Origin of the sequence: Maribacter sp. 4G9 (assembly GCF_002742265.1) — a bacterium.
Taxonomy (GTDB): Bacteria; Bacteroidota; Bacteroidia; order Flavobacteriales; family Flavobacteriaceae; genus Maribacter.
The window spans coordinates 16,941-38,137 of sequence record NZ_MDGL01000007.1 but is presented as its reverse complement, the minus strand read 5'-3'; the positions used below and the strand labels follow the sequence as shown (position 1 = coordinate 38,137).

General features: G+C 41.6%; 19 protein-coding genes. 7 read left to right on the top strand and 12 right to left on the bottom strand.

Going from position 1 to position 21,197, the window contains the following annotated elements; all coding sequences use genetic code 11:
• Positions 1–9 precede the first annotated feature (9 nt).
• The 8 genes from BFP75_RS00760 to BFP75_RS00725 all read right to left on the bottom strand — a co-directional run bounded on the left by BFP75_RS00760 (position 10) and on the right by BFP75_RS00725 (position 9,087).
• The gene (locus BFP75_RS00760) at positions 10–771 is read right to left on the bottom strand and encodes a tetratricopeptide repeat protein (protein WP_099542706.1); all 762 of its coding nucleotides are present in this window, start codon (positions 769–771) and stop codon (positions 10–12) included.
• A gap of 2 nt (positions 772–773) precedes the next feature.
• A complete protein-coding gene (locus BFP75_RS00755) occupies positions 774–2,552 on the bottom strand; it encodes a BatD family protein (protein WP_099542704.1) in 1,779 nt (592 codons plus the stop codon).
• A gap of 10 nt (positions 2,553–2,562) precedes the next feature.
• A complete protein-coding gene (locus BFP75_RS00750; RefSeq protein WP_099542702.1) occupies positions 2,563–3,420 on the bottom strand; it encodes a tetratricopeptide repeat protein in 858 nt (285 codons plus the stop codon).
• Position 3,421: 1 nt separating this feature from the next.
• Entirely contained in the window at positions 3,422–4,468 is a 1,047-nt protein-coding gene (locus BFP75_RS00745; RefSeq protein ID WP_099542701.1) for a VWA domain-containing protein, read from the bottom strand.
• Between the two features lie 3 nt (positions 4,469–4,471).
• Complete coding sequence (locus BFP75_RS00740) at positions 4,472–5,470, bottom strand: vWA domain-containing protein (RefSeq protein ID WP_099542699.1); 999 nt, start codon at positions 5,468–5,470, stop codon at positions 4,472–4,474.
• Complete coding sequence (locus BFP75_RS00735) at positions 5,471–7,126, bottom strand: hypothetical protein (RefSeq protein WP_240531652.1); 1,656 nt, start codon at positions 7,124–7,126, stop codon at positions 5,471–5,473.
• A gap of 5 nt (positions 7,127–7,131) precedes the next feature.
• Positions 7,132–7,998: a DUF58 domain-containing protein gene (locus BFP75_RS00730; protein WP_099542697.1), complete on the bottom strand. Its 867-nt coding sequence runs from the start codon at positions 7,996–7,998 to the stop codon at positions 7,132–7,134.
• A gap of 87 nt (positions 7,999–8,085) precedes the next feature.
• Positions 8,086–9,087, bottom strand: a complete 1,002-nt coding sequence (locus BFP75_RS00725) for an AAA family ATPase (protein WP_099542696.1) — start codon at positions 9,085–9,087, stop codon at positions 8,086–8,088.
• 157 nt (positions 9,088–9,244) lie between these two features.
• On the opposite strand from BFP75_RS00725, the gene BFP75_RS00720 reads away from it, so the two are divergent.
• The 3 genes from BFP75_RS00720 to BFP75_RS00710 are packed head-to-tail and all read left to right on the top strand — an operon-like array spanning position 9,245 to position 12,024.
• A complete protein-coding gene (locus BFP75_RS00720; protein ID WP_099542693.1) occupies positions 9,245–10,120 on the top strand; it encodes an aldo/keto reductase family oxidoreductase in 876 nt (291 codons plus the stop codon).
• 15 nt (positions 10,121–10,135) lie between these two features.
• Positions 10,136–10,891: an SDR family NAD(P)-dependent oxidoreductase gene (locus tag BFP75_RS00715; RefSeq protein WP_099542691.1), complete on the top strand. Its 756-nt coding sequence runs from the start codon at positions 10,136–10,138 to the stop codon at positions 10,889–10,891.
• Complete coding sequence (locus BFP75_RS00710; RefSeq protein ID WP_099542689.1) at positions 10,888–12,024, top strand: ATP-binding protein; 1,137 nt, start codon at positions 10,888–10,890, stop codon at positions 12,022–12,024. The genes BFP75_RS00715 and BFP75_RS00710 overlap by 4 nt, the downstream gene beginning before the upstream one ends.
• Here BFP75_RS00710 and BFP75_RS00705 read toward each other — a convergent pair.
• Entirely contained in the window at positions 12,021–13,961 is a 1,941-nt protein-coding gene (locus BFP75_RS00705; protein ID WP_099542687.1) for an alpha-amylase family protein, read from the bottom strand. The genes BFP75_RS00710 and BFP75_RS00705 overlap by 4 nt on opposite strands.
• Position 13,962: 1 nt before the next feature.
• Positions 13,963–14,907, bottom strand: a complete 945-nt coding sequence (locus BFP75_RS00700; RefSeq protein ID WP_099542684.1) for a carbohydrate kinase family protein — start codon at positions 14,905–14,907, stop codon at positions 13,963–13,965.
• 317 nt (positions 14,908–15,224) lie between these two features.
• On the opposite strand from BFP75_RS00700, the gene BFP75_RS00695 reads away from it, so the two are divergent.
• The 4 genes from BFP75_RS00695 (at position 15,225) to BFP75_RS00680 (ending at position 19,282) form a co-directional block, all read left to right on the top strand.
• Positions 15,225–16,349: an SPFH domain-containing protein gene (locus BFP75_RS00695; RefSeq protein ID WP_099542682.1), complete on the top strand. Its 1,125-nt coding sequence runs from the start codon at positions 15,225–15,227 to the stop codon at positions 16,347–16,349.
• Positions 16,350–16,405: 56 nt separating this feature from the next.
• Entirely contained in the window at positions 16,406–17,488 is a 1,083-nt protein-coding gene (locus BFP75_RS00690) for a DNA helicase PriA (protein WP_099542681.1), read from the top strand.
• A complete protein-coding gene (locus tag BFP75_RS00685; protein WP_099542678.1) occupies positions 17,485–18,219 on the top strand; it encodes a metallophosphoesterase in 735 nt (244 codons plus the stop codon). Before BFP75_RS00690 ends, BFP75_RS00685 begins: the two co-directional genes overlap by 4 nt.
• 64 nt (positions 18,220–18,283) lie before the next feature.
• Positions 18,284–19,282 (top strand): acyl-ACP desaturase, encoded by a 999-nt coding sequence (locus BFP75_RS00680; RefSeq protein ID WP_099542676.1) that lies wholly within the window; start codon positions 18,284–18,286, stop codon positions 19,280–19,282.
• Positions 19,283–19,357: 75 nt separating this feature from the next.
• On the opposite strand, the gene BFP75_RS00675 is transcribed toward BFP75_RS00680, so the two are convergent.
• Both BFP75_RS00675 and BFP75_RS00670 read right to left on the bottom strand, forming a co-directional pair.
• Positions 19,358–19,912 carry a hypothetical protein gene (locus BFP75_RS00675; protein ID WP_099542674.1) on the bottom strand — a complete coding sequence of 185 codons (555 nt, stop codon included), beginning with the start codon at positions 19,910–19,912 and terminating at the stop codon, positions 19,358–19,360.
• A 27-nt stretch (positions 19,913–19,939) separates the two neighbouring features.
• Positions 19,940–20,848: an OmpA family protein gene (locus BFP75_RS00670; protein ID WP_099542671.1), complete on the bottom strand. Its 909-nt coding sequence runs from the start codon at positions 20,846–20,848 to the stop codon at positions 19,940–19,942.
• Positions 20,849–21,197: the final 349 nt, after the last annotated feature.

Below are 21,197 nucleotides of genomic sequence, written 5' to 3'. Positions count from 1 at the left end.
TTAGGTGATTTAAAAATCTTTAAGAACTTTGAGGTCCTTCGCAAGCATCCAGCCGGTTTTGCCATCCGTTAGCCTTATTTTTCTGTAGTTGTTCAGACTGTCAAGTACATTTACTTTTGTGCCCGAATGTAAGGTAAATATATTTTCACTTGTTTCATTGGGCTCGGAACTAACGTTTACTTCTTCGGCGAAAATTATGGCAGGATTATCCGATTGAAATGAGCTGATTTCTACAGAAGCGAAGACAATGAAAACGATGCAAAGAAAAAGTGCCAACAAACTTCCAATAAAGGCAAACCTCTTTTTTGTGGAATATTGATTGTAATAAAAAGCAATGTACAAAAGAACGAACAGGATCATACAAATTATACTGGCGTAGGCCCATTGGTCGAAAGTCAATTTGGATGTGATACTTTTATAAATTCTAGAAAGTCCTGTTTGTGGTAGGGTATCAATAGCGTCTAAGGTCATATTTTGGGCATAGGCCAAGTTGGTCCTCACCTCTTGGTCTTCCGGATTTAACAAAAGCGATTTCTCATAATAATAGATACTCTCCGGTATTTCGCTTAACTTATAATAGGCGTTTCCAAGATTATAATACAAAGCGGCAGAGTGCTGGCCGTTGTTTATTATACTTTCATAGTCTTCTATGGCTTTTTTATAGTCGCCGTTATTATAGGCTTGGGTAGCCTGATCGAACAATGCCTCATTTTGAGCATTTCCAAAGAACCCTAAGAGAAGACCAAGCAGTATGGATACTTTCTTTGCCATATCTACAATTGTTTGTCCATTAATGATATTACTTCACTTGCTTTGTCATAGTCCCTTTGCATCTCTACATCCGAAAAAGGGCTATATCTTGCCGCTTCACAATTTTGCAGTAATCCAATAAATTCTGTTATCGTAGTTTGTTCTATTCCCTTTTTGGACAATAATTCCGAAATTTTGTCCTTACTGAATTCAGTGGTCTCTATTTTTAATCTTGCTTTGAGGTAATTGTGCAGGGCCCTTTCCAAGGCAATATAGAAAGCATCCTTGTTTCCAAGTTCCTTTCTTGCGGCAGAAAGATATTTTCGCGCCAATTTATTGGCACGTTTTACCTTGTTGCCAACTACGTCCTGGGCAATCGCATCCCTTTTCTTTCTAATAATAATTGCTAACGGAATTAATAGTAATGGACCTAGAAGCCATAGATAATAATTGCTAGATCCAAAAAAATGGGAAGCTCCTATCTTGGAGAGATTTGGAGTTAGTTTTATGAAATTAAATTGATTCCCTGTTGCAACTACCTGTTGTTTATTAGGTTGTGCTATTGCCGTATTTGACAAGTTTCCACCACTATTTGGGCCTTCGAGGACGTTGATTATGATTTCGTCTGAACTGAGGGTCTCATATCTTTCAGTTTTTGGATTAAAGAAGCTAAAAGAGATTGCGGGAATTGGATATTTGCCCCTAAACGATGGAACAATCGTGTAACTATTGCTCACTTTCCCCTGCATTCCGCTGAGGTTTGTTCGTACGTCCTCAGTAAATTCAGGCTCGTAGACCTCTAAGGAGCTAGGAAGTTCCGGTTCTGGAAGCTTGAACAATTTTAAATTTCCCTTACCATTAACTTCCACAGTGGCCTGTAGTGATTCCGTGGCATTAAGGTCCGTTTTGGAGGTGCTTACAGAAAAATCGAATTCACCTACGGCACCTGTAAAATTGGCAGGTTGATTGGCAGCCGGAAGACTTTTTACATTAATGACCCTGTTTCCTGCAGATACCGTTTTATTGGTTTGGGAATAGATCCTACCCCCAAAAAAGTCCCTTCTACTTGTGGGAACATCCACAGTTACATCCAGTGACAATGGTTCAATTTCCAGTTTCCCTACTTTTTGGGGATATAGTACGACCCTTTTCAAAACAACATACCGATAAGGTTTGCCTTGATAGGTACCGTTTTGTGCCGTTAACCTTGAGACTTTAATGTCCTGGCTCCAAAAGTTATTGTAGGTTGGGTTGTCAAGTGGCTGGTAATTGGAAACACTTATATTGGGACTAACATAGAGTTTATATACAACACTAATGGCTTCATTTAGATATGGATTTGTTTTGGAAACCTCGGCCACTAGATGTAGGTTTTCGTCGGCAACGTCATCTGCGGTCATTTGATCACTAGGTTTATCAACCGCAGCCGTGACTTCTACTTTCTTTGGTAACGATTTATAGGTTTTCCCCCCTATAACGATTGTGGCCTGTGCTATGGTAAACTTACCCTTTGCCGTTGGGGCCAAGGTGTAGGAATAGGTCTTGGAATAGCTCCTAACGCCATTGATCCAAGAAGAACTGATCGACTGTGAGGGCCCCATTAAAACTCGAAACCCGTTGAAGTCTGGGGGATTGAAATTATCCCCGTCCTTGTTCATCGTAAAGTCGACCCGAAGACGTTCGTTTAGACCAAGTTTTGGTTTGCTCAACTGTATTTCAAAGGTAACTGCATCTTCTCCCTGCCCCCATATTAAAAGGGAGAAAAAGAATAAGGGAACCCATAAAATTAGCTTTTTGATCATCTTTTTCTGCCTACCAATCCTTTTCGTTTTTCACTTTTGCCCCTTTCACCTTTTTGGCATCTATTTTCTCTTGAACCTGCTTTTCAGCGTTTTGCATGGCCCTGAGTAGATTTTCTACTTGTTGTTTGGAGAGCTGATTAGGTTTTCGTTGCGGTTGGTCCTGGGGTTGGTCGCCTTGTTCAGGTTTCTTGTTTTGCTCCTCTTTTTGGTCTCCATCACCTTCTTTGTTCTCATCCTTCTTTTCGTCACCCTTGTCGCCCTTATCCCCATCTTCGCCTTGATCCTTATTATCTTGGTTTTGGTCATCTTTATTGTCCCCGTCCTTATTTTGGTCCTGGTCCTTTTTATCCTCTTGGTCCTGTTGATCTTTATTGTCGTCGTTTTTGTCCTTGTTTTCCTCCTCTTCCTTTTTTTGCATTTCCTTTGCTAGGGCAAGGTTGTATCGGGTCTCATCGTCAGTGGGGTCGTTTCTAAGTGCTTCTTTGTAGGCTTCCACCGCTTTTGGGTAGTCCTTTCGTTTCATGAACACATTGCCCATATTATGATAGGCCTTGTGCTTATCTTTTTTGGACGTAGCGACTTCCCCCGCCTCCTTAAATCTTCCAAATGCCTCACTATAGGTCTCATTATTATAATAGGCCGTTCCAAGATTGTAGGGTGCCGCTGCATTTTCCGGACTTTTTGCAATGGCCCTTCTGTAATCCACTTCGGCCTGTACAAAATTGTTTTCAGATAGATTCTTATTACCATCCCACGTTAGGTTGGTAGAGGTCTTAAGTGCCCTTTCTTTTTCCTTTGTATTCTCTTCCTGCGAAAATATAGAAACGGAAATGAAAAGGAGTAAAAATGTTGATATCAATTTTCTCATTTTATTCCGGGTGTTTGTCGTTGAATAGATTGAGCTTTTTTAACCACTTGGTCTTTCGGTCCAATATAAAAATTTCCAAAAACAGAAACAATAATCCGGCCCCTAGAAACCATTGAAATTGATCTTTGTATTCCGCGAATTGTTTGGCTTCGAACTCTTTTTTATCCATTTGCAATAGTTCTTCCTTGATGAAATCCACGGCAGCATCCGTATTGGAACCATCAATATAATCTCCGTTGCCCTCTTTGGATATATCTCTCAATACTTCCTCATTAAGTTTGGTGATGACCACAAGACCTTGCGCATCCTTCTTTAAGGATTCCATAATACCATTTCTTTTGATAGGGATCACGGATCCCTTTTCAGACCCTACACCAATGGTATAAATGGTAATCCCCTCCTCAACGGCTTTCTCTACGGCACCCATCGTTGAATCTTCAGAATGGTCCTCCCCATCAGATATTATAAACAATACCCTATTAGTCTGTTCCTCATCATCGTAGAAGGTGGCGGCCAGCTCTATGGCTTCATTGATGGCCGTTCCTTGCGATGTTAGCATGTCCGTGTTCATATTTTGAAGGAACATTTTGGCGGCTCCATAATCCGTTGTGATCGGCAGTTGGGGGAAGGCCTGGCCCGCATATGCAATAATGCCAATCCTGTCACTTGCCAATTGATTGATGATTTCTGAAACTAATCGCTTTGCCTTCTCCAAACGGTTGGGAGCAATATCCTCTGCCAACATACTCTTGGAAACGTCTACGGCAAAAACGATATCCACACCCTCTCTTTTTACCGTTTCCAATTTGGTGCCTATTTTGGGATTTACAAGTCCCATAATCAGGGCAGACAGTCCCAAAAGAAAGAAAATGAGTTTTAGGCTACCCTTATAATATGACCTTGTTGGTGTCAATCGCTTAAGTAAAACCGAATCAGCAAACTTTTTTTGGGTCCTTTTTTTCCAAATCAAGAGCAACATGAACAAGACAATGATCACCGGTATGATGAACAATAGATAAAAGTATATTTTCTCGTCTAATTGAATCATTTGCTATATAAAACTTCTAAATAGTGTATTTCTCAAAATCCATTCCAAAAGGAGTAGGGCTCCTGCAAGCAACACCCATGGTCTAAACTTCTCCTCGTATCGGTAATATTTGAATTCCTCGATATCCGTTTTTTCCAGTTTGTTGATCTCATCGTAGATTTCCTCGAGGGTCTCATTATCTGTCGCCCTAAAGTATTTTCCACCGGTCACATCGGCAATATTTTTCAAAAGTTCTTCGTCAATTTCCACTTGGCGCATGCCATATCTGTAAGACCCATCAGCATTATATGCGACTGGTGATAAGGCATTCCCATTCGTTCCCAAACCTATGGTGTATGTTTTAATATCGTATTCAACGGCCAGGTCCGCTGCGGTCTGCGGTTCAATAAAACCGGAATTGTTTACCCCATCGGTGAGTAGGATGATGATTTTACTTTTAGCCTTGCTTTCCTTTAATCTGTTCACAGATATGGAAAGTCCCATACCAATGGCGGTCCCATCCTCAAGTTGACCATAGGTTATTTCCTGCAAGGAGCTTAGAACGATGTTTTTATCTGTAGTTATTGGTGTTTTTGTATATCCTTCACCTGCATAGGCCACCAAACCAATACGGTCATTGGGCCTTTTCTTGATAAAATCAGCGGCTACCTCCTTAAGGGCCGCTAAGCGATTTGGTTTTAAATCCCTTGCCAACATACTTGAGGAAACATCTATGGCCATTACAATATCGATACCCCTTGTGGTTTTGGTGCGGGTAGAGATATCCTCTGTTTGGGGCCTAGCAAGTGCCACAATTATGGCACTTAATGCCAAGAGCCGTAGTAGAAAAAGCCCTGGTTTCAACTTTGGAAGAAAACTTTTATGTTTGAAGCTTTTTACCGTCGCTATTTTAAGGGCTGCCGTTTCCTCTTTGCGCTTAAACATATACCATGCTATCGCTAAGGGCAGTAATAAAAACAGCCAAAAGAAATCTGGATTTGCGAATGATATATTATCTAACATTTAAACGTCCGTTTTTACCTCCACACTGGAAAGAATCCTATCAACAATGTTTTGCGCATACGTATCGTCTTCCAACCATGTGAGGATTACGTTCTGCTGGAAACCCTTGCCCCCAAAGAGAAGCACGGCGTACTTACCTTTAACCAGTTCTTTGGAATTTGGAACCGGAAAATTCCCAGAACCATATACTTTAATGCCCTTTACACCACTAATGGTAGTGAATTCCTCTTGCTTTGTAATGATATTCTTTGCTCCCTGTGTCTCAAACCCCTTTATGATCTGTTCAATGGTCTGTTCAAAGGGAGCTTCCATTTCTGGGTTCATGGTCACGGAAGTCGTCCCAACCGTAAAAAGTCCTATGGGGCTATGGTAGGCAAAGGCCTGTATGTCTTGGATATTGGCCTTTGCTTCCGGCGGTAGTTTCACCTCTTGCCGTACCAATACTTTTGGGGTTTCCAAAAGGATGGGAGGAAATCCATACGAACTTGAAATCCATTCCCCTTCCAACAATTCCTTGGTAGGGTGGCCAAGCACCGTATCTTTTAAGTAGGTGAACCCAAATTTGAACCCGGCAATGACTACGCCCAACACAATGATTCCGGCCAAGGTGGAGAGTCCAATTACCAATTTCCTTTTTTGTTTTCTTCGGCTCAACTCTTCCAGATACTCCGCTTGTTGCATCAACTCTTCTTCCGTGGGTTCCGGGATTGCTTCATGGGTCTTGACCACAATTTGTTCCACCAATTTACGGTCCTGTTCCGCCACGGACAATGAAGGTTTTGTTCTGGCGAACTTAACCAAATCTGCGGTCTGTAGTATATTCCTAAATTGTTGGATGGTATCCTTGTCCAATTGTAACTCCCCAGAATCGCTCAGTAGCTCCAATCGTTCTATCAATTGTCCCGTAGTACTTTCTAGGGCGGCTACGTTCGCCTCCTCTTCCAAATAGGCACGTACGATCGTGGTCAATTCCGAATAATATTCCTTGAATTCGTCCTGAATCAAATACCTGGAATTCTCAAGTCTTTTCAATTCTAAGAGCGCTCTATCATAGGGGGGTAACAAGGCTTCTTTTTCTTCTTGGGTAAGGGGCTTTTTTCGGATAAAGAACCAATAAAAAAGGCCCCCGAGAATCAATAAAACCAATAGCCCTATTACCAAATATTTCCACCAATCTATGTAGCTTTTATCTACATTGATCAGGGGTTTTATGTCGTACATCTTCTGTGCTATCGTGTCTACAGGTACCGTTTCCACATAGATCGTCATGCTATCCGTAAAATAGCCTATGCCATTGATTTCAATGCGTTGCGTGGGCAGTTTATAGGACCCGGAATCGAACTGGGTAAGGGCATATATTTTTTGTAATGTTAGCCTATCCTTCTTTCTTGTAGTATCGGTCGCGAACGCTTCAACAGTTTCCAACGGCGAAAAGCTCTGCCCCTCAGGGAATATGACCTGGTCCGTAGAATCGACCTGAACGGAAACCTTCCATTTGAGCTGTTCCCCGATCTTTATATATGTGGTATCTACGGACGTACTAATATTTGGATTGTCCTGGGCACTTCCCTTAAGAAAGGTCAAAAAAAGGCAAAAGGCAATCACATACCTCGTCACTAACGAAATTGAAAAATATGTGGTTTTAATCTGCTGCATTTTTTCTATCCTCTTCTTTTAAAATAGCCCAATAGCTTTTTTACATAACTTTCATCTACCCGGCAATCCAAAACCCCGCATCCCGACTTTGTAAAGCTCTCCTTGAAATAATTCACCCGTTCCCTATAGAATTCGGTATAGGAATTTCGTACTTTTTTTGATTGGGTGTTGATCAATTCAACCACGCCGCTCTCCGCATCCATCATCTGTACCATGCCCAGATTTGGAATTTCTTCCTCCCTTTCGTCATACACTCGTATCCCTGTTACGTCATGTTTGTTGCCTGTTATCTTTAAGGTCTTTTCGTAGTTGTCCGCTATGAAATCCGAAAGCACAAAAACTATGGCTTTTTTCTTCATTACATTGGTAAGGTACTTCAGGGCTTCGCCGATATCAGTTTTGTTACTTTGTGGGGTAAATTCCAGTAATTCCCGGATAATACGCAATACATGGGTCTTTCCCTTTTTTGGTGGAATAAACAGTTCCACCCTATCGGAAAATAAAATAACCCCCACCTTATCATTGTTCTGTAGGGCGCTGAACGCCAAAGTGGCCGATATTTCCGTAACAATTTCGTTTTTGAACTGATTTTTTGTGCCGAAAAATTCTGAACCACTTACATCCACCATGAGCATCATGGTAAGTTCCCTTTCCTCCTCAAAAACCTTTACGTACGGCTCGTTGTAGCGTGCGGTCACGTTCCAATCGATACTTCGTACATCGTCCCCAAATTGATACTGCCTTACCTCACTGAAGGTCATACCCCTTCCCTTGAACGTAGAATGATACTCCCCACCAAAAATATGGTCGGATAGACGGCGTGTCTTAATTTCAATCTTACGGACTTTTTTGAGTAGTTCTTTGGTATCCATTTGGTTTAGTAAACAGTTTTCAGCAAGCAGTATTCAGTAGGGAACACAAGAGGTGTACTGCCAACTGCATCCGCCAACCGCCCACTTTTAGGGTACTTCTATCTCGTTTACGATTTTGTTGATGATTTCCTCAGAAGTAATATTTTCGGCCTCCGCCTCATAGGTAATCCCTATTCTATGTCTTAGAACATCATGGACTACGGCCCTAACATCTTCCGGAACAACATAACCCCTTCTTTTGATAAATGCATAGCATTTTGCCGCTATCCCTAAATTGATACTGCCCCTTGGTGAGGCTCCAAAGCTGATAAGGGGTTTCAGTTTTTCAAGGTTGTACTTTTCAGGATATCGGGTGGCAAAAATAATGTCAAGGATATATTTTTCAATTTTTTCGTCCATGTAGACTTCCCTAACAGCCTTTTGGGCACTTAAAATCTGATTTACGGAAATTACGGGCTTAACGTTTTCGAATCCTCCCAAAAGGTTTTGGCGCATAATCAACTGTTCCTCGTTCATTTTGGGATAGTTGATTACCGTTTTTAGCATAAAACGGTCTACCTGTGCTTCCGGCAAAGGATAGGTTCCTTCTTGTTCTACCGGGTTTTGGGTGGCCATTACCAAAAAGGGCTTATCGAGAATAAAGGTTTCGTCCCCAATGGTAACCTGTTTTTCCTGCATGGCCTCCAATAGGGCGGACTGTACTTTCGCCGGAGCCCTATTGATTTCGTCAGCAAGGACAAAGTTTGCAAAAATGGGTCCCTTCTTTATGGAAAAATCGTTCTCCTTAATATTGTAAATGAGCGTTCCCACAACATCGGCGGGAAGGAGGTCCGGGGTAAACTGTATCCGGCTAAAACTTCCTTTTACGGCCTTTGCCAACGTGTTGATGGCCAAAGTCTTTGCCAAACCGGGAACACCTTCCAAAAGGATATGCCCCTGGCCCAGAAGTCCTATCAACAATCGCTCCACCATGTGTTTCTGTCCTACAATGACTTTATTCATTTCCAGAACAAGTAAATCTATAAATGCGCTTTCCTGTGCTATTTTCTCATTGACCGCACTTATGTCTACAGTTGTATTTTCTTCCATGTATCAGATACTATTTCGCGAAATTTAGCTAAAAATTTAACAGTTGTGCAAATTGAAAATTAATTGGTTGAGTAGCTGTTAACGATTGGTTAAAAAATACCAGAAGGCCTTATTTTTGTGAAGTATTTATGGTATTTCTTTTTAATTTAACCTCTTTATGAAAAACGCTTCGGATTATTCTAAAATTATTGCCGGTACCATGACCTGGGGAAAATGGGGGAAAAAACTTTCAACCAATGAAATGGTGCTCTTGATGAAGCATTGCATGGATCTTGGAATTACCACTTTTGACCATGCCGATATCTATGGCGATTACACCACTGAGGCTGATTTTGGCGCCGCTTTTCAAAAAAGTGCCATCAAAAGGGAAAAAGTTCAATTTATAAGTAAATGTGGTATACAGTTCAAGGTCGCGTCCAGGGAAAATACAGTAAAGCATTACGACTATAATAGTAGGTACATTATTTGGTCCGTGGAACAATCATTGCAAAAATTAAGGACGGAGTATTTGGATCTTCTGTTGTTGCATAGACCTAGTCCTTTGATGGATCCCCATGAAATTAATGAAGCTATTTTAAAATTGAAACAAGAAGGAAAAATCAGGCAATTTGGCGTCTCAAACTTTACCCCTTCACAGATTAAATTGTTGGAAACTACCGTAAAGGTTGAAGGAAACCAAGTAGAATGTTCCCTGACCAATAACGAGGTTATGGATAACGGAATCCTTGACGATTGTGTCATAAATGGACGGATGGCCATGGCATGGAGTCCTTTGGGAACCTATTTTAGGAAATCTTCTGACCAGACCAAGCGTATCCAAAGAATACTTAATCAATTGGTGCCAAAGTATGGTGCCACGGCAGACCAGTTATTGCTTGCCTGGGTTTTAAGGCATCCTGCGAAAATATTTCCGGTAGTGGGTACTGTCACTCCAGAAAGGATCGCCTTGGCCAAAGCGGCATTGGAGATACACATGGAATTGGAAGATTGGTTTCTTTTATTGGAGGCTAGTATTGGTAACGAAGTAGCATAATTAAAAGAGAATAAAATGGGAAAAACCGCATTTATTACTGGAGCGACCAGTGGAATTGGAAAGGCAACAGCAGAGCATTTCGCAAATAATGGTATTGATCTTATCCTATGCGGAAGGCGGGAAAGTAGATTGAAAGCACTTAAGGAAACATTTGAAAAAAAGGTGGGTGTACATACCCTTTGCTTTGATGTTAGGAATAAGGAAGCTGTACAGAAAGCCATAAATTCACTACCCGATGCTTTTTCTAAAATAGACATCCTTATAAACAATGCGGGGAACGCCCATGGATTTGACCCAATAAATGAAGGCTCTACGGATGATTGGGACGCTATGATAGATATCAATGTAAAAGGTCTATTGTATGTTTCCAGAACCATTTTGTCGCAAATGATCGAAAGAAAAGACGGTCATATTATCAATATTGGTTCTACGGCAGGTAAGGAAGTCTATCCCAAGGGAAATGTTTATTGCGCAAGTAAATATGCCGTAGACGCTATAAACCAAGGTATGCGTATCGATTTGAACCAATACGGAATACGGGTAGGGGCCATAAATCCGGGTCTGGTGGAAACTGAATTCAGTAATGTAAGGTTCAAGGGCGATGATGCTCGTGCCGATAATGTTTATAAAGGATATCAGCCTTTAAAACCAGAGGATATTGCAGATATTATTTACTTCGTAGTAACAAGGCCCTATCACGTTAATATTGCGGACCTTATAGTGATGCCCACCGCCCAGGCATCCTCCACCATAGTCAACAAAAGAGTATGATCAATAAACGCCTACTTGTTAAAAACTTGCTCGCCCATAACGATGAAAATAGTTTTTACGACAAAAAGCGTTTTATAGCCATTGGAGAAAAAGAAGGTAAGGCAAAATTCCTAAAACATGTTTGTGCCTTGGCCAATAGCAACCCCAAAAACAATTCCTTCATTGTGGTGGGCGTTGAGGATGAGGACAACACGATTGTGGGCGTGGATTTTTTCGATGACAGCAAAATCCAGAATCTCGTAAACGCCTATCTAGAGAATCCACCCATTATTTCCTATGAGAATATCCCATTTCCCCATTTAAAGGAGGGAAAGGTAGTGGGTTTGGTCACCATTAGATCCATTGGCAAGGTATGCGCCCTGCGTAAGAATATATGGAAGTATTATGGGGGTTCGGTTTTTTTTAGAGAAGGTAGCATTAGTTTGCCAAAGGCCTATGGGGTAGCGCTGAAGGATATAAATTCCAGTACGGTTGCCACTATAGAACAACATGCCAGGAACAACATTGAACTTACCTTGGACGGGGTTATCGACTTTTTGAACAACAGGCATAAAGACCTTGAAAGTGATTATAAGGTTTTCAAGGAACAGTTTGTTGTTTGTTGGGCCGGAAATACAAAAGCTGTTAAAGGGCAGACGTACTATTACCGGGTAGATATAGAATTGATAAACGAGCAGGTAAAACTATTTTATTCCGATTTGGATGAGGTCACTATCGATTATGATGACCATTCATTCTCCACCATGGAATATGTGCACCTTGGTTTGGGATCAAAGCAAAAATATTATCCCTTGGAAAAAGTAGTGATCCGCTTCAATGATAATGGAACGTATAAAATTGAGTCCAAATTATTGTTTGAACCGCCCCAATACGATAAAAAGACATTGTTCCACGTATATAATAGCAGTAAGTCCTTGGTTTCCAAAATCAAGAACAATATGGTATTGAGCCCTATGGAAATGGACGATTTGAATTATTTGGCCGATACCTTCCTTATATGTTATTTGAACGGTTTTGAGGAGGCCCGTGACCAAATGGACTTGGCCAAAAACTTGGTGAAAAACAAATACCCTACCACCTATATCTCCTTAAAGGAAGCATTGAGAATTATGAGAAAGGTGAAATACAGTTAAATGTTCGTTATCCAATGGTGGCCAAAGGGTTTAATATAAAAGTCCTTATTTCCGTTTAATTCCAGGGTTTTTTTTGAAAGAAGGTCTACGGAAGCCTCACCTGGCAATATGCCTTTGGACAGCAACCAGGAAACATCCAAGGATTGTGAAACCTCATCAAAATTAGAGAAGACCCAAAGTGATTTTTCACCCATTTTACGTTCAAAAACGAAAATATGGGGGTTAGGGCTTTCATGGATGAACGTATTGTTTTGGTCTGCAAAGACTTCCTGACCCTTACGTATGGCAATCATTTTTTTCAAAGCCTGGAATATAATGCTGGCCGGCCCTTTGGAAGAAGCAAGATTTTTCACGACCTCCCAATTTTGTTTGGGCCTGTTCACCCAACGGCTATCATTTTTATGTTTTTCGTCTTCCAAAAAGGAATAGTCGTTCAATGTGGCTATTTCATCTCCTGCATAAATAAGGGGAATCCCTCCAAAAGATAGAATGATGCCGTGCATCATAATAATTTTGTCCAAGGCATAGGAAATACTGATCTTATTCCCTTGTTCAATAGCGGATTCCAGCCCTAATAACGAGGCGGCACTTCCCGTAATTCGCCCATCACCATTTTTTGGATTGTACATGAACATCAGTCCTTTTGCCGGGGACCATTCCAAGCGGCCACAGTAATAATTTAGAATGAACTGTTTATGAGGAAACGGTTCCCAACCCATTTCCCTCACAAAATCATCGTCATACCCCAATCCTATGTCGTCATGGCAACGGATATAATTGATCCAAGTACTATCAATGGGCTTGTTAGGCACTCCTTTTAGGCTTCGGATCATCAGGGAACTTTTCTTGGTGGCGATGGAGTTCCAAAGTAGCGCCATTAAGGATGCGTTATAGGCTATTTCGCACTCGTTTCCCTCAAACTGGTTTTCACCAAAGTATTTAAGGATATTGCGCGGTGCTACAATGGCCTCGGCCAAGAGAACAACGCCCGGAGCTATAACCTGCAGGCACATCCGGAACAGGGAAATCAACGTGTGCGCTTCGGGTAGGTTTTGGGAGATGGTCCCTAGTTTTTTCCACAAAAACGCGAGCGCATCAAATCGAATGACATCTACTCCCATGTTTGCCAGGGCCATTAGATTCCCCAACATTTCCAAGAAAACTTCAGGGTTCCTGTAGTTAAGGTCCCACTGGTAATTGTTGAAAACGGTCATGACCCATTTCTCCATCTCTGGAATATAGGTAAAGTTTCCGGGAGCCGATTCAGGGAAAATTTCAGGCAGGGTCTTTTCATATTCGTCCGGAATGGTACGGTCGTCAAAGGTGTAATAGTAGTCCTGATATTTTATATCCCCCTTTTTCGCTTTTTTTGCCCACGCGAACTCATCCGAAGTATGGTTGACCACAAAATCCAACATTAGGATGATGTTATTTTCTCGTGCTTTTTTTGAGAGTTCCGTAAAGTCGTCCCTGGTGCCATACCTGGGGTCTATTTCATGATAGCTGTTAACGGCATACCCCCCGTCGTTTTCTCCTTTAGGCCTTGTGGTAATGGGCATTAAATGAAGAAAGTTGACCCCCAAATCCTCAAAGTAGGACAGTTTCTCCTGTAAACCTTTTAAATCTTGGTTAAACCGATCAACATATAACTGCATGCCTACCAGTTTCTCACTTTGGTACCAGTTACCTTCCTGTAATCTATCCAAGTCCTGTTTTTTTAATTCTGAGGGACGTTCCTTAAAAAGCAACTCCAATTTTGCAGGAAGTTTCTTTGAAAAGTAAACGGTATCCACCTCTGGGTACAGCGTAAAAAACAAATCTTTGATGTACGCAAGATTTGTATGAAATCTTTGTTGAAATAACTCTGTGGGTGTTTTTTTGGCTTTTCCAAGTATGTTTTTGGAGGCCAGTAATTGGTGCAAGGCAGCTTGGTTCATGCTAGTAATCTAATTGATTTCGGGTGGGTAACGACTCAATGGCCCCAAAATTTGTAGTGGTAATGGCACCCGCCTTATTGGCCTTGGAAACTATTTGGGAAAGTTCTGTTTCACTTTCCAATAAAGTTTCCAGACTGTCGTGCTCCGCAATCTGTTTTAACATACAACCAATAAATGCGTCCCCCGCACCTGTTGTATCCACAGGGGATACCTCGATACTTGGTATGGTTTTTCTAAACTGTTTTGTACTCAACAAGGTACCTTCCTTACCCAATGTCACCACGATAATGACAACCCCGGTTTCATGTAGAAAGGAGCAAGCTTCGTCCATATCTTTTTTTCCGGATAATAGTTGGGCCTCTTCAAGGCTGAATTTGCCCAGATGGGATTTTTGAATAAAGGGCATGCATTTCTTGATAAAGGCATCCTCTTTGTGTTTCCAGAGGTCCTCCCTGTAATTGGGATCAAAACTTATGAAGGAGTCCTGGGTGAGGGCATCAAAAAAGTACCTATTGTAGGCTTCCTCCAAATTACCCCCAAGCATGGCTGTTGCCGCCCCAAAATGAACCATGTTGTTCTTAAAATCCTTTTTAAGGGATGAGTCATATTTTAATTCCTTGTCCGCACCTCTGCTAAAAACAAAATCACGTTCCCCATCGTCGTCAATGGAAACAAAGGCCAAGGTGGTAAATACTTCAGATTTCTGGGCCATAGAAGTGTCCACATTGTTCTCTTCAAGAATATTCAGTAAAAAATTCCCGAAGGGATCGTCGCCTACGCACCCCACAAATATACTTTTGCCTTCCAATTTACTTATGGCACAGGCAACGTTGGCAGGGGCACCACCGGCCTTTTTGGTAAACTCTTTGGCAATGGATAAGTTTTTTCCTTGGTTTTCTGCCACGAAATCTATGAGTAGTTCACCTATGCAAAATACTTTCTTCATCTAGTTATATTATTGATGGACAACATTGGACATAGCTTTAACGTCATTAGACTTTGCGCCGTTTTCATGATTTGCGCAGCCCGCAATCTAAGTCGCTATGGCACTACCTTGCCATACTCTTTTAAAAATTCGGATTTCTAAGGTAATCAGAAAAAATAGCTTCAAGTAAATTTTGTTGAGAATAATTGATTATTGGAGGTTTGTGCCTTGGGCCAACCGGACTATTTTTAGGATTCAAGGCTCCTTTGAAGCCTACTATTTTTTTGTGGGTATTCCATAAATCCCTACCTTTTTAGAGCAATTAAAAACAAAGGAAAATGGGACTATTCGATGAGATAAAAAAGAAACTGAGCCATGAGTTCATAGATATTGTAGAATGGTTGGACACCAGTAACGATACTATTGTCCACAGATTTGAAAGGTATCAGAACGAGATAAAGAACAATGCCCAGTTGATTGTTCGTGAGGGGCAGCACGCAGTGTTTGTCAATGAAGGCCAATTGGCCGATGTATTTACTCCCGGCACGTATACATTGAACACCAAAAACCTGCCCATATTAACCACCCTTAAAGGATGGAAATATGGCTTTGACAGTCCGTTCAAGGCGGAGGTATATTTTGTAAATACCCGTTTGTTCACCGATGAAAAATGGGGCACCAAAAATCCTTTTATGCTTAGTGACGATCGTTTTGGTCTAGTGGAAATAAGGGCCTTTGGAACGTACAGCTTCAGGATAAACGATCCCGGGAAATTTGTGGTAGACGTAGTGGGTACAGACGGTAACTTTACCAATTATGAGGTGAACGAACACCTGAAAAGTTTGATAGTAACAAGATTTACCGATACGGTAGGGGAAGCCAACCTTCCCATAGAACTATATGCGGCTAATACAAGTGAGTTATCAGAAACCTGTCAGGAGGTGATGCAACCTGAATTCAATAGGGTTGGAATCGAATTGGAGCGATTTTATATTGAGAACGTTTCCATGCCGGAAGACTTGAAAAAGGAAATTTTCGAATACAGCCGTTTGGATAAATTGGACATGACCAAACTTTCCCAATTTAAGGCCGCCAAAGCCATGGAAGCCGCCGCTAAAAATGAAGGTGGGACCGCCGGGGCCGGAATGGGCATGGGAATGGGCTTTGTGTTGGCGCAACAAATGGGTAGTATGATGGGTCAGCCCATGGGAAGTCAGCCGCAACAAGCCCCATCAGGTCCTCCGCCAATTCCTGCCCAGGTAACCTATTTTTACGCAGTGAACGGGCAACAGGCAGGCCCTGTCAATTTCGATAGGTTGAAGGAATTATTTGCCAGTAGGACCATCAATAGGGACACCTTGGTCTGGAAGCAGGGTATGGAAAATTGGACATCGCTTAAGGAAATCGAGGAGCTTAAGTCATTTTTAGGTGGTAACACACCACCTCCATTGCCATCGGCCTAATTCCCCAATAAAAACAGCTACCCATTTCACTTACATGAATAAGGGATACGATTGCTATGGAAGACATTCAACAATCAGAACTTAAAAAGGCATGTGCCAATTGTGGTGCGGAACTAAAATTTAAGCCAGGTTCCCATCAGCTTATCTGTGAATATTGCGGCTATGAGGAATTCATAGAACAATCCAAAAGCAGTTTTGAGGAGTTGGAATTGGCTCATTATCTAACCGTTGTTGGGGAGAACGCCTATTCAGAGACCATTGAACTGCTACACTGCAAGAACTGCGGGGCCAACCAACATGTAGAGGAAAACTACAAATCGTTAAATTGCGTCTATTGCGGTGAGCCCCTGATCCGGGAAGATGCAGAAGTAGAGGGATGGATAACGCCCGGCGCACTCGTACCGTTTCAATTGGACTCTAAAAAGGCAAGGAGCATTTTTAAGTCCTGGGTGGAAAACCTTTGGTTTGCCCCCAACAAACTTAAAAGGGCGGCCTTAGATCCGGAAGGCCTGCACGGATTGTACGTTCCCTATTGGACGTTTGATGCCAATCTTTATGCATCCTACCAAGGACAAAGAGGCGATTATTATTATGAAACCCAGACCTACAATAGTGATAAGGGGAAAAGGACCCGCCAAGTTAGAAAAACCCGGTGGACATATGCTTCAGGTGCCGTAAATGGTTTTGTGGACGATATTCTGATCAATGCCTCAAAGCGAAAAAGCAAGGATATTCCCTCCAAAGTGGCTTTTTGGAACTTGAAGGACCTGGTCGTTTTCAATACCAAATATTTGTCTGGATTTGTGACCGAAAAATATACGGTCTCCTTAAAGGAAGGACACCACAGATCTTTTCAGGAAGCCAAGAACATAGCCTATAATTGGATCAGAAGGGATATTGGCGGGGATACACAGCGTATAGCACATGCAGATATTAAACTTTCCAACGAAACCTTTAAACACGTTTTGTTGCCCGTATACATTAGTTCTTACCGGTATTCCGGGAAGGAATATAGTTTTTATATCAACGGGCAATCGGGTACGGTAAGTGGAAGTAGGCCCTACTCTTTCTGGAAAATATTTTTTTTAGTACTCTTTATCCTTGTGTTAATTGGACTATTTGCGATTTTTGCAAAATGACATCAGAAAGAACCCTAGTTATAGGGGATATCCATTCGGGATTAAGGGCGTTAAAGGATTTATTGATAAGGGCAAAGGTCACACAGGAAGATACCTTGATTTTTTTGGGAGACTATATAGACGCCTGGAGCGATGCCGTGGAGACCATAGATTATCTAATACGGTTAAGGGATTCGCACAACTGTATTTTTTTAAGGGGCAATCACGATGAACTCTGTTATGAATGGCTTACGCAAGGAAGGGACAACCCTACTTGGTTCCAGCACGGCGGCAGGGCGACGGCGGAATCTTATGCCAAGTCCGATGAAAGAACCAAAAAAATCCATATTTCCTTCTACGAAAGTTTGGAAAACTATCATCTGGATGATAATAACAAGCTCTTCCTTCATGCCGGTTTTACCCATTTAAAGGGGATTGAACATGAATATTTTACAAAGTCCTTTTATTGGGACCGTACGCTTTGGGAGCTCGCCCTTTCATTGAACCCCAACTTGAGCCAAAACCATGAGCACTATCCCCAAAGGTTGGTACATTATGATGAAATATATATTGGTCACACCCCTGTCACCAGAATGGGTAAGACCACACCGCAGAAGGCCGCGAACGTCTGGAATATAGATACCGGGGCAGCTTTCAAGGGACCCTTGACCGCATTGGATGTCCATACAAAGGAATTTTGGCAAAGTGATCCAGTGCATAGTTATTATCCAGGCGAAAAGGGTAGAAATTGAAAAATGAATTTGATTTTAATACTAAAACATTATATTAATACCGAACTTTGATAAAAAACAGGACATGGTTGAAAAAAATATAAGACTGGAAGTAATGCAGGCATTGGAGCCCAAAGTCGCTGGATTTATGGATTCTTTTCTTGTACCCATTGAAAAGATTTGGCAGCCTAGTGATTTTTTGCCCGACTCTGAGGAAGATGGTTTTTTGGAAAAAGTGAAGGAGATTAGGGAGGAGTCCAAGGAATTGGGTTATGATTTTTGGGTGACCATGGTTGCCGATACTATTACGGAAGAGGCATTGCCCACATACGAATCTTGGTTAATGGATGTGGTAGGTATAGACCAACATGGTGATTTTAAGACCAACGGATGGGCCAAATGGGTACGTGCATGGACCGGTGAGGAGAATAGGCATGGCGATGTGCTGAACAAATACTTGTACTTGTCCGGCAGGGTAAATATGAGGGAAATTGAAATAACGACCCAGCACCTGATTTCAGATGGTTTTGACATTGGAACGGACAGAGATCCCTACAAAAACTTTGTATACACCTCTTTTCAGGAATTGGCTACCAATATTTCGCACAAACGGGTTGGGCAAATGGCCAAGAAAAAGGGAAATGCCCTATTAGGTAAAATGTGCACTATTATAGCAGGTGACGAGATGAGACACCACCTTGCCTACAGGGAATTCGTAAAAACGATTTTTGGTGAAGATCCTTCCGGAATGATGCTGGCATTTGCCGATATGATGAAGAAGAAAATTGTCATGCCAGCCCATTTCCTACGCGAGTCTGGCGGTACGATCGGTTCTGCTTTTGAGAATTTTTCCAATTGTGCACAACGTCTTGGCGTTTATACCGCCATGGATTATATAGATATCCTAAAAAAATTAAATGCCTTTTGGGATTTGGAATCCATAAGGTCCCTTAACGAAGATGCTGAAAAGGCACGGGACTATCTATTAAGTTTGCCTGCAAGACTGGAGCGTATCGCGGAGCGTATGAAGTACCCCCAGGATCAGTACCACTTTAAATGGGTGGAGGCCAATGGTGCTTTGTAATACTATAGCACTGATATAATAGTAAAAAACCCCAACCGATTTCGGTTGGGGTTTTTCGTTAGGTTGGATTGGTTATTACAATTTTCCATGTTTATGCTCTTCTTGCCATTTAAGCAATTCCTTCCACTTTCCTTCATAGCACATTTTGGCTTGCATGGGCCAGGAAGCCGGGTCATGTACTTGATAACGTTTTCCGCCACCGTCCAATACTTTTTGACAATCCGCCACGGAAGCTTCAGAGAGGGCTTTCCAGGTTTTTATCCCTGCATCCTTGAACATTCCTTCAATTTTGGGACCTATTCCCTCCACAACTTTAAGGTCGTCCTGTTTTATGGCCTTTCCAAAAATCGCCTTGGCGCCATCCGCATCAAAAGGAATGGAAGCCACAGCAGCACCAGCGGCAAAGGAAGCGGCAGATGCCCCAAGGTTGACGGAGGTAGTGGCTTTTTTATTACAAGCCTCAAGTTCGGCTTTCAGTTTGGCGTTTTTGTCCTCCAGGACTTTAATCTCGGCAGAATTGTCAATGGTTTTATTTCCAGATTTACCTATTAGGTATCCCAATATTCCACAGATTGCACCTACTAATAAGGGTATCAACCAGCACCAGATATTCATTGTTTCAAAATTCATTTTTTTTATGTTTAATAGTTAGTTGGTTTATTTGTTTAGGGTTACAACAGTTCTTCGGTTCTTGGACTTTCCTTCCTCAGTGGCATTGTCTGCAATGGGTTCCGTTTGTCCTTTGGAGGAGGTCGTTATCTTTTCTGCCGATATGCCATTGCCCATTAAATAGTCCTTGGCAAAAATGGCCCTGTCCAGTCCAAGCTTCAAGTTGGTTTGGGCCAATCCGGTATTGTCTGTATGTCCGGTTATGCTCACGGTAGCCTCGGCCACTTTATCCAAATACCTGGAAATATCCGCTACTTTTTGACGTTGCTCCGCAGTCAAGTTGATAGAAGCTTCTGCAGTATTGAAATACAGGATCAAGGGATCCGCATTGATTTTATCGAACAAGGCAGAAAGCTCCTCATCCGCCGTTTCAGATCTGGCATCAATATTATAGGCAATAGGCCCGTAATAGATGCCGTCCTTGGCAACCATTTCATTTTTAAGTTCACTAAGGACGTTGATATGGACAGACGGGATACCCTGGGCCACTAAATGGTTTTTGACCGCATTGGCCCTTGCAAGTCCCAGATCTGGATAGGCCGTGTTGTTCTCCTCTTCACTTGTATAAAAGCCTATTACATTGATAACTTTGTCAGGATTCCCGGAAAAGTAATTCTGTAATTGGTTGATACCCGTTCCAATGCCTGTTGCAAGTGGCATCAAAATCGATGATGAAGCGACATTAAAATTATAGTTGTCATTGATTTCATAGGAAAAATCGCCGTCGCTAAAGGCAAAAGGGTTGGATGTTGAGATCACTTCTATTGGAATATCCGCTTCCTTGGGCGGTTCCTCTACTGCCATGGTACCACATTCGCTACAATAATTAATGTAGAAATAAGTGCCGGCAATAATGGTAATCAACATCAACAATAGATTGGTTGTTGTTTTACTCATTGTTCATAATAGTTTAGTGTTTGGCACCGAATGTATTAAAAATTTCTTAATTTTTTTCGTTTTTTTACACCTTAATCACTAGTAATCAGCAAAAAACAAATTTCCAATTACACAGATATTTTTTCCATTCGTACATCTAGGGTGATCATCGGTATAAATCCGTTTTTAAATAAAATCAATTTTTAAGAACTTACTTGAACAAATAATAGGATCTCTATTACTCCCCACCAAGTTGCGGCATTGTAATAGTTAATAGTAATATTTGAGTTAGTTGGTTTAAGTAAAGGGCTCCATCTTTGTAGTAAGCATGGAGCTTTTTTTTGGATGTGATAATCAATTATCTTGATGT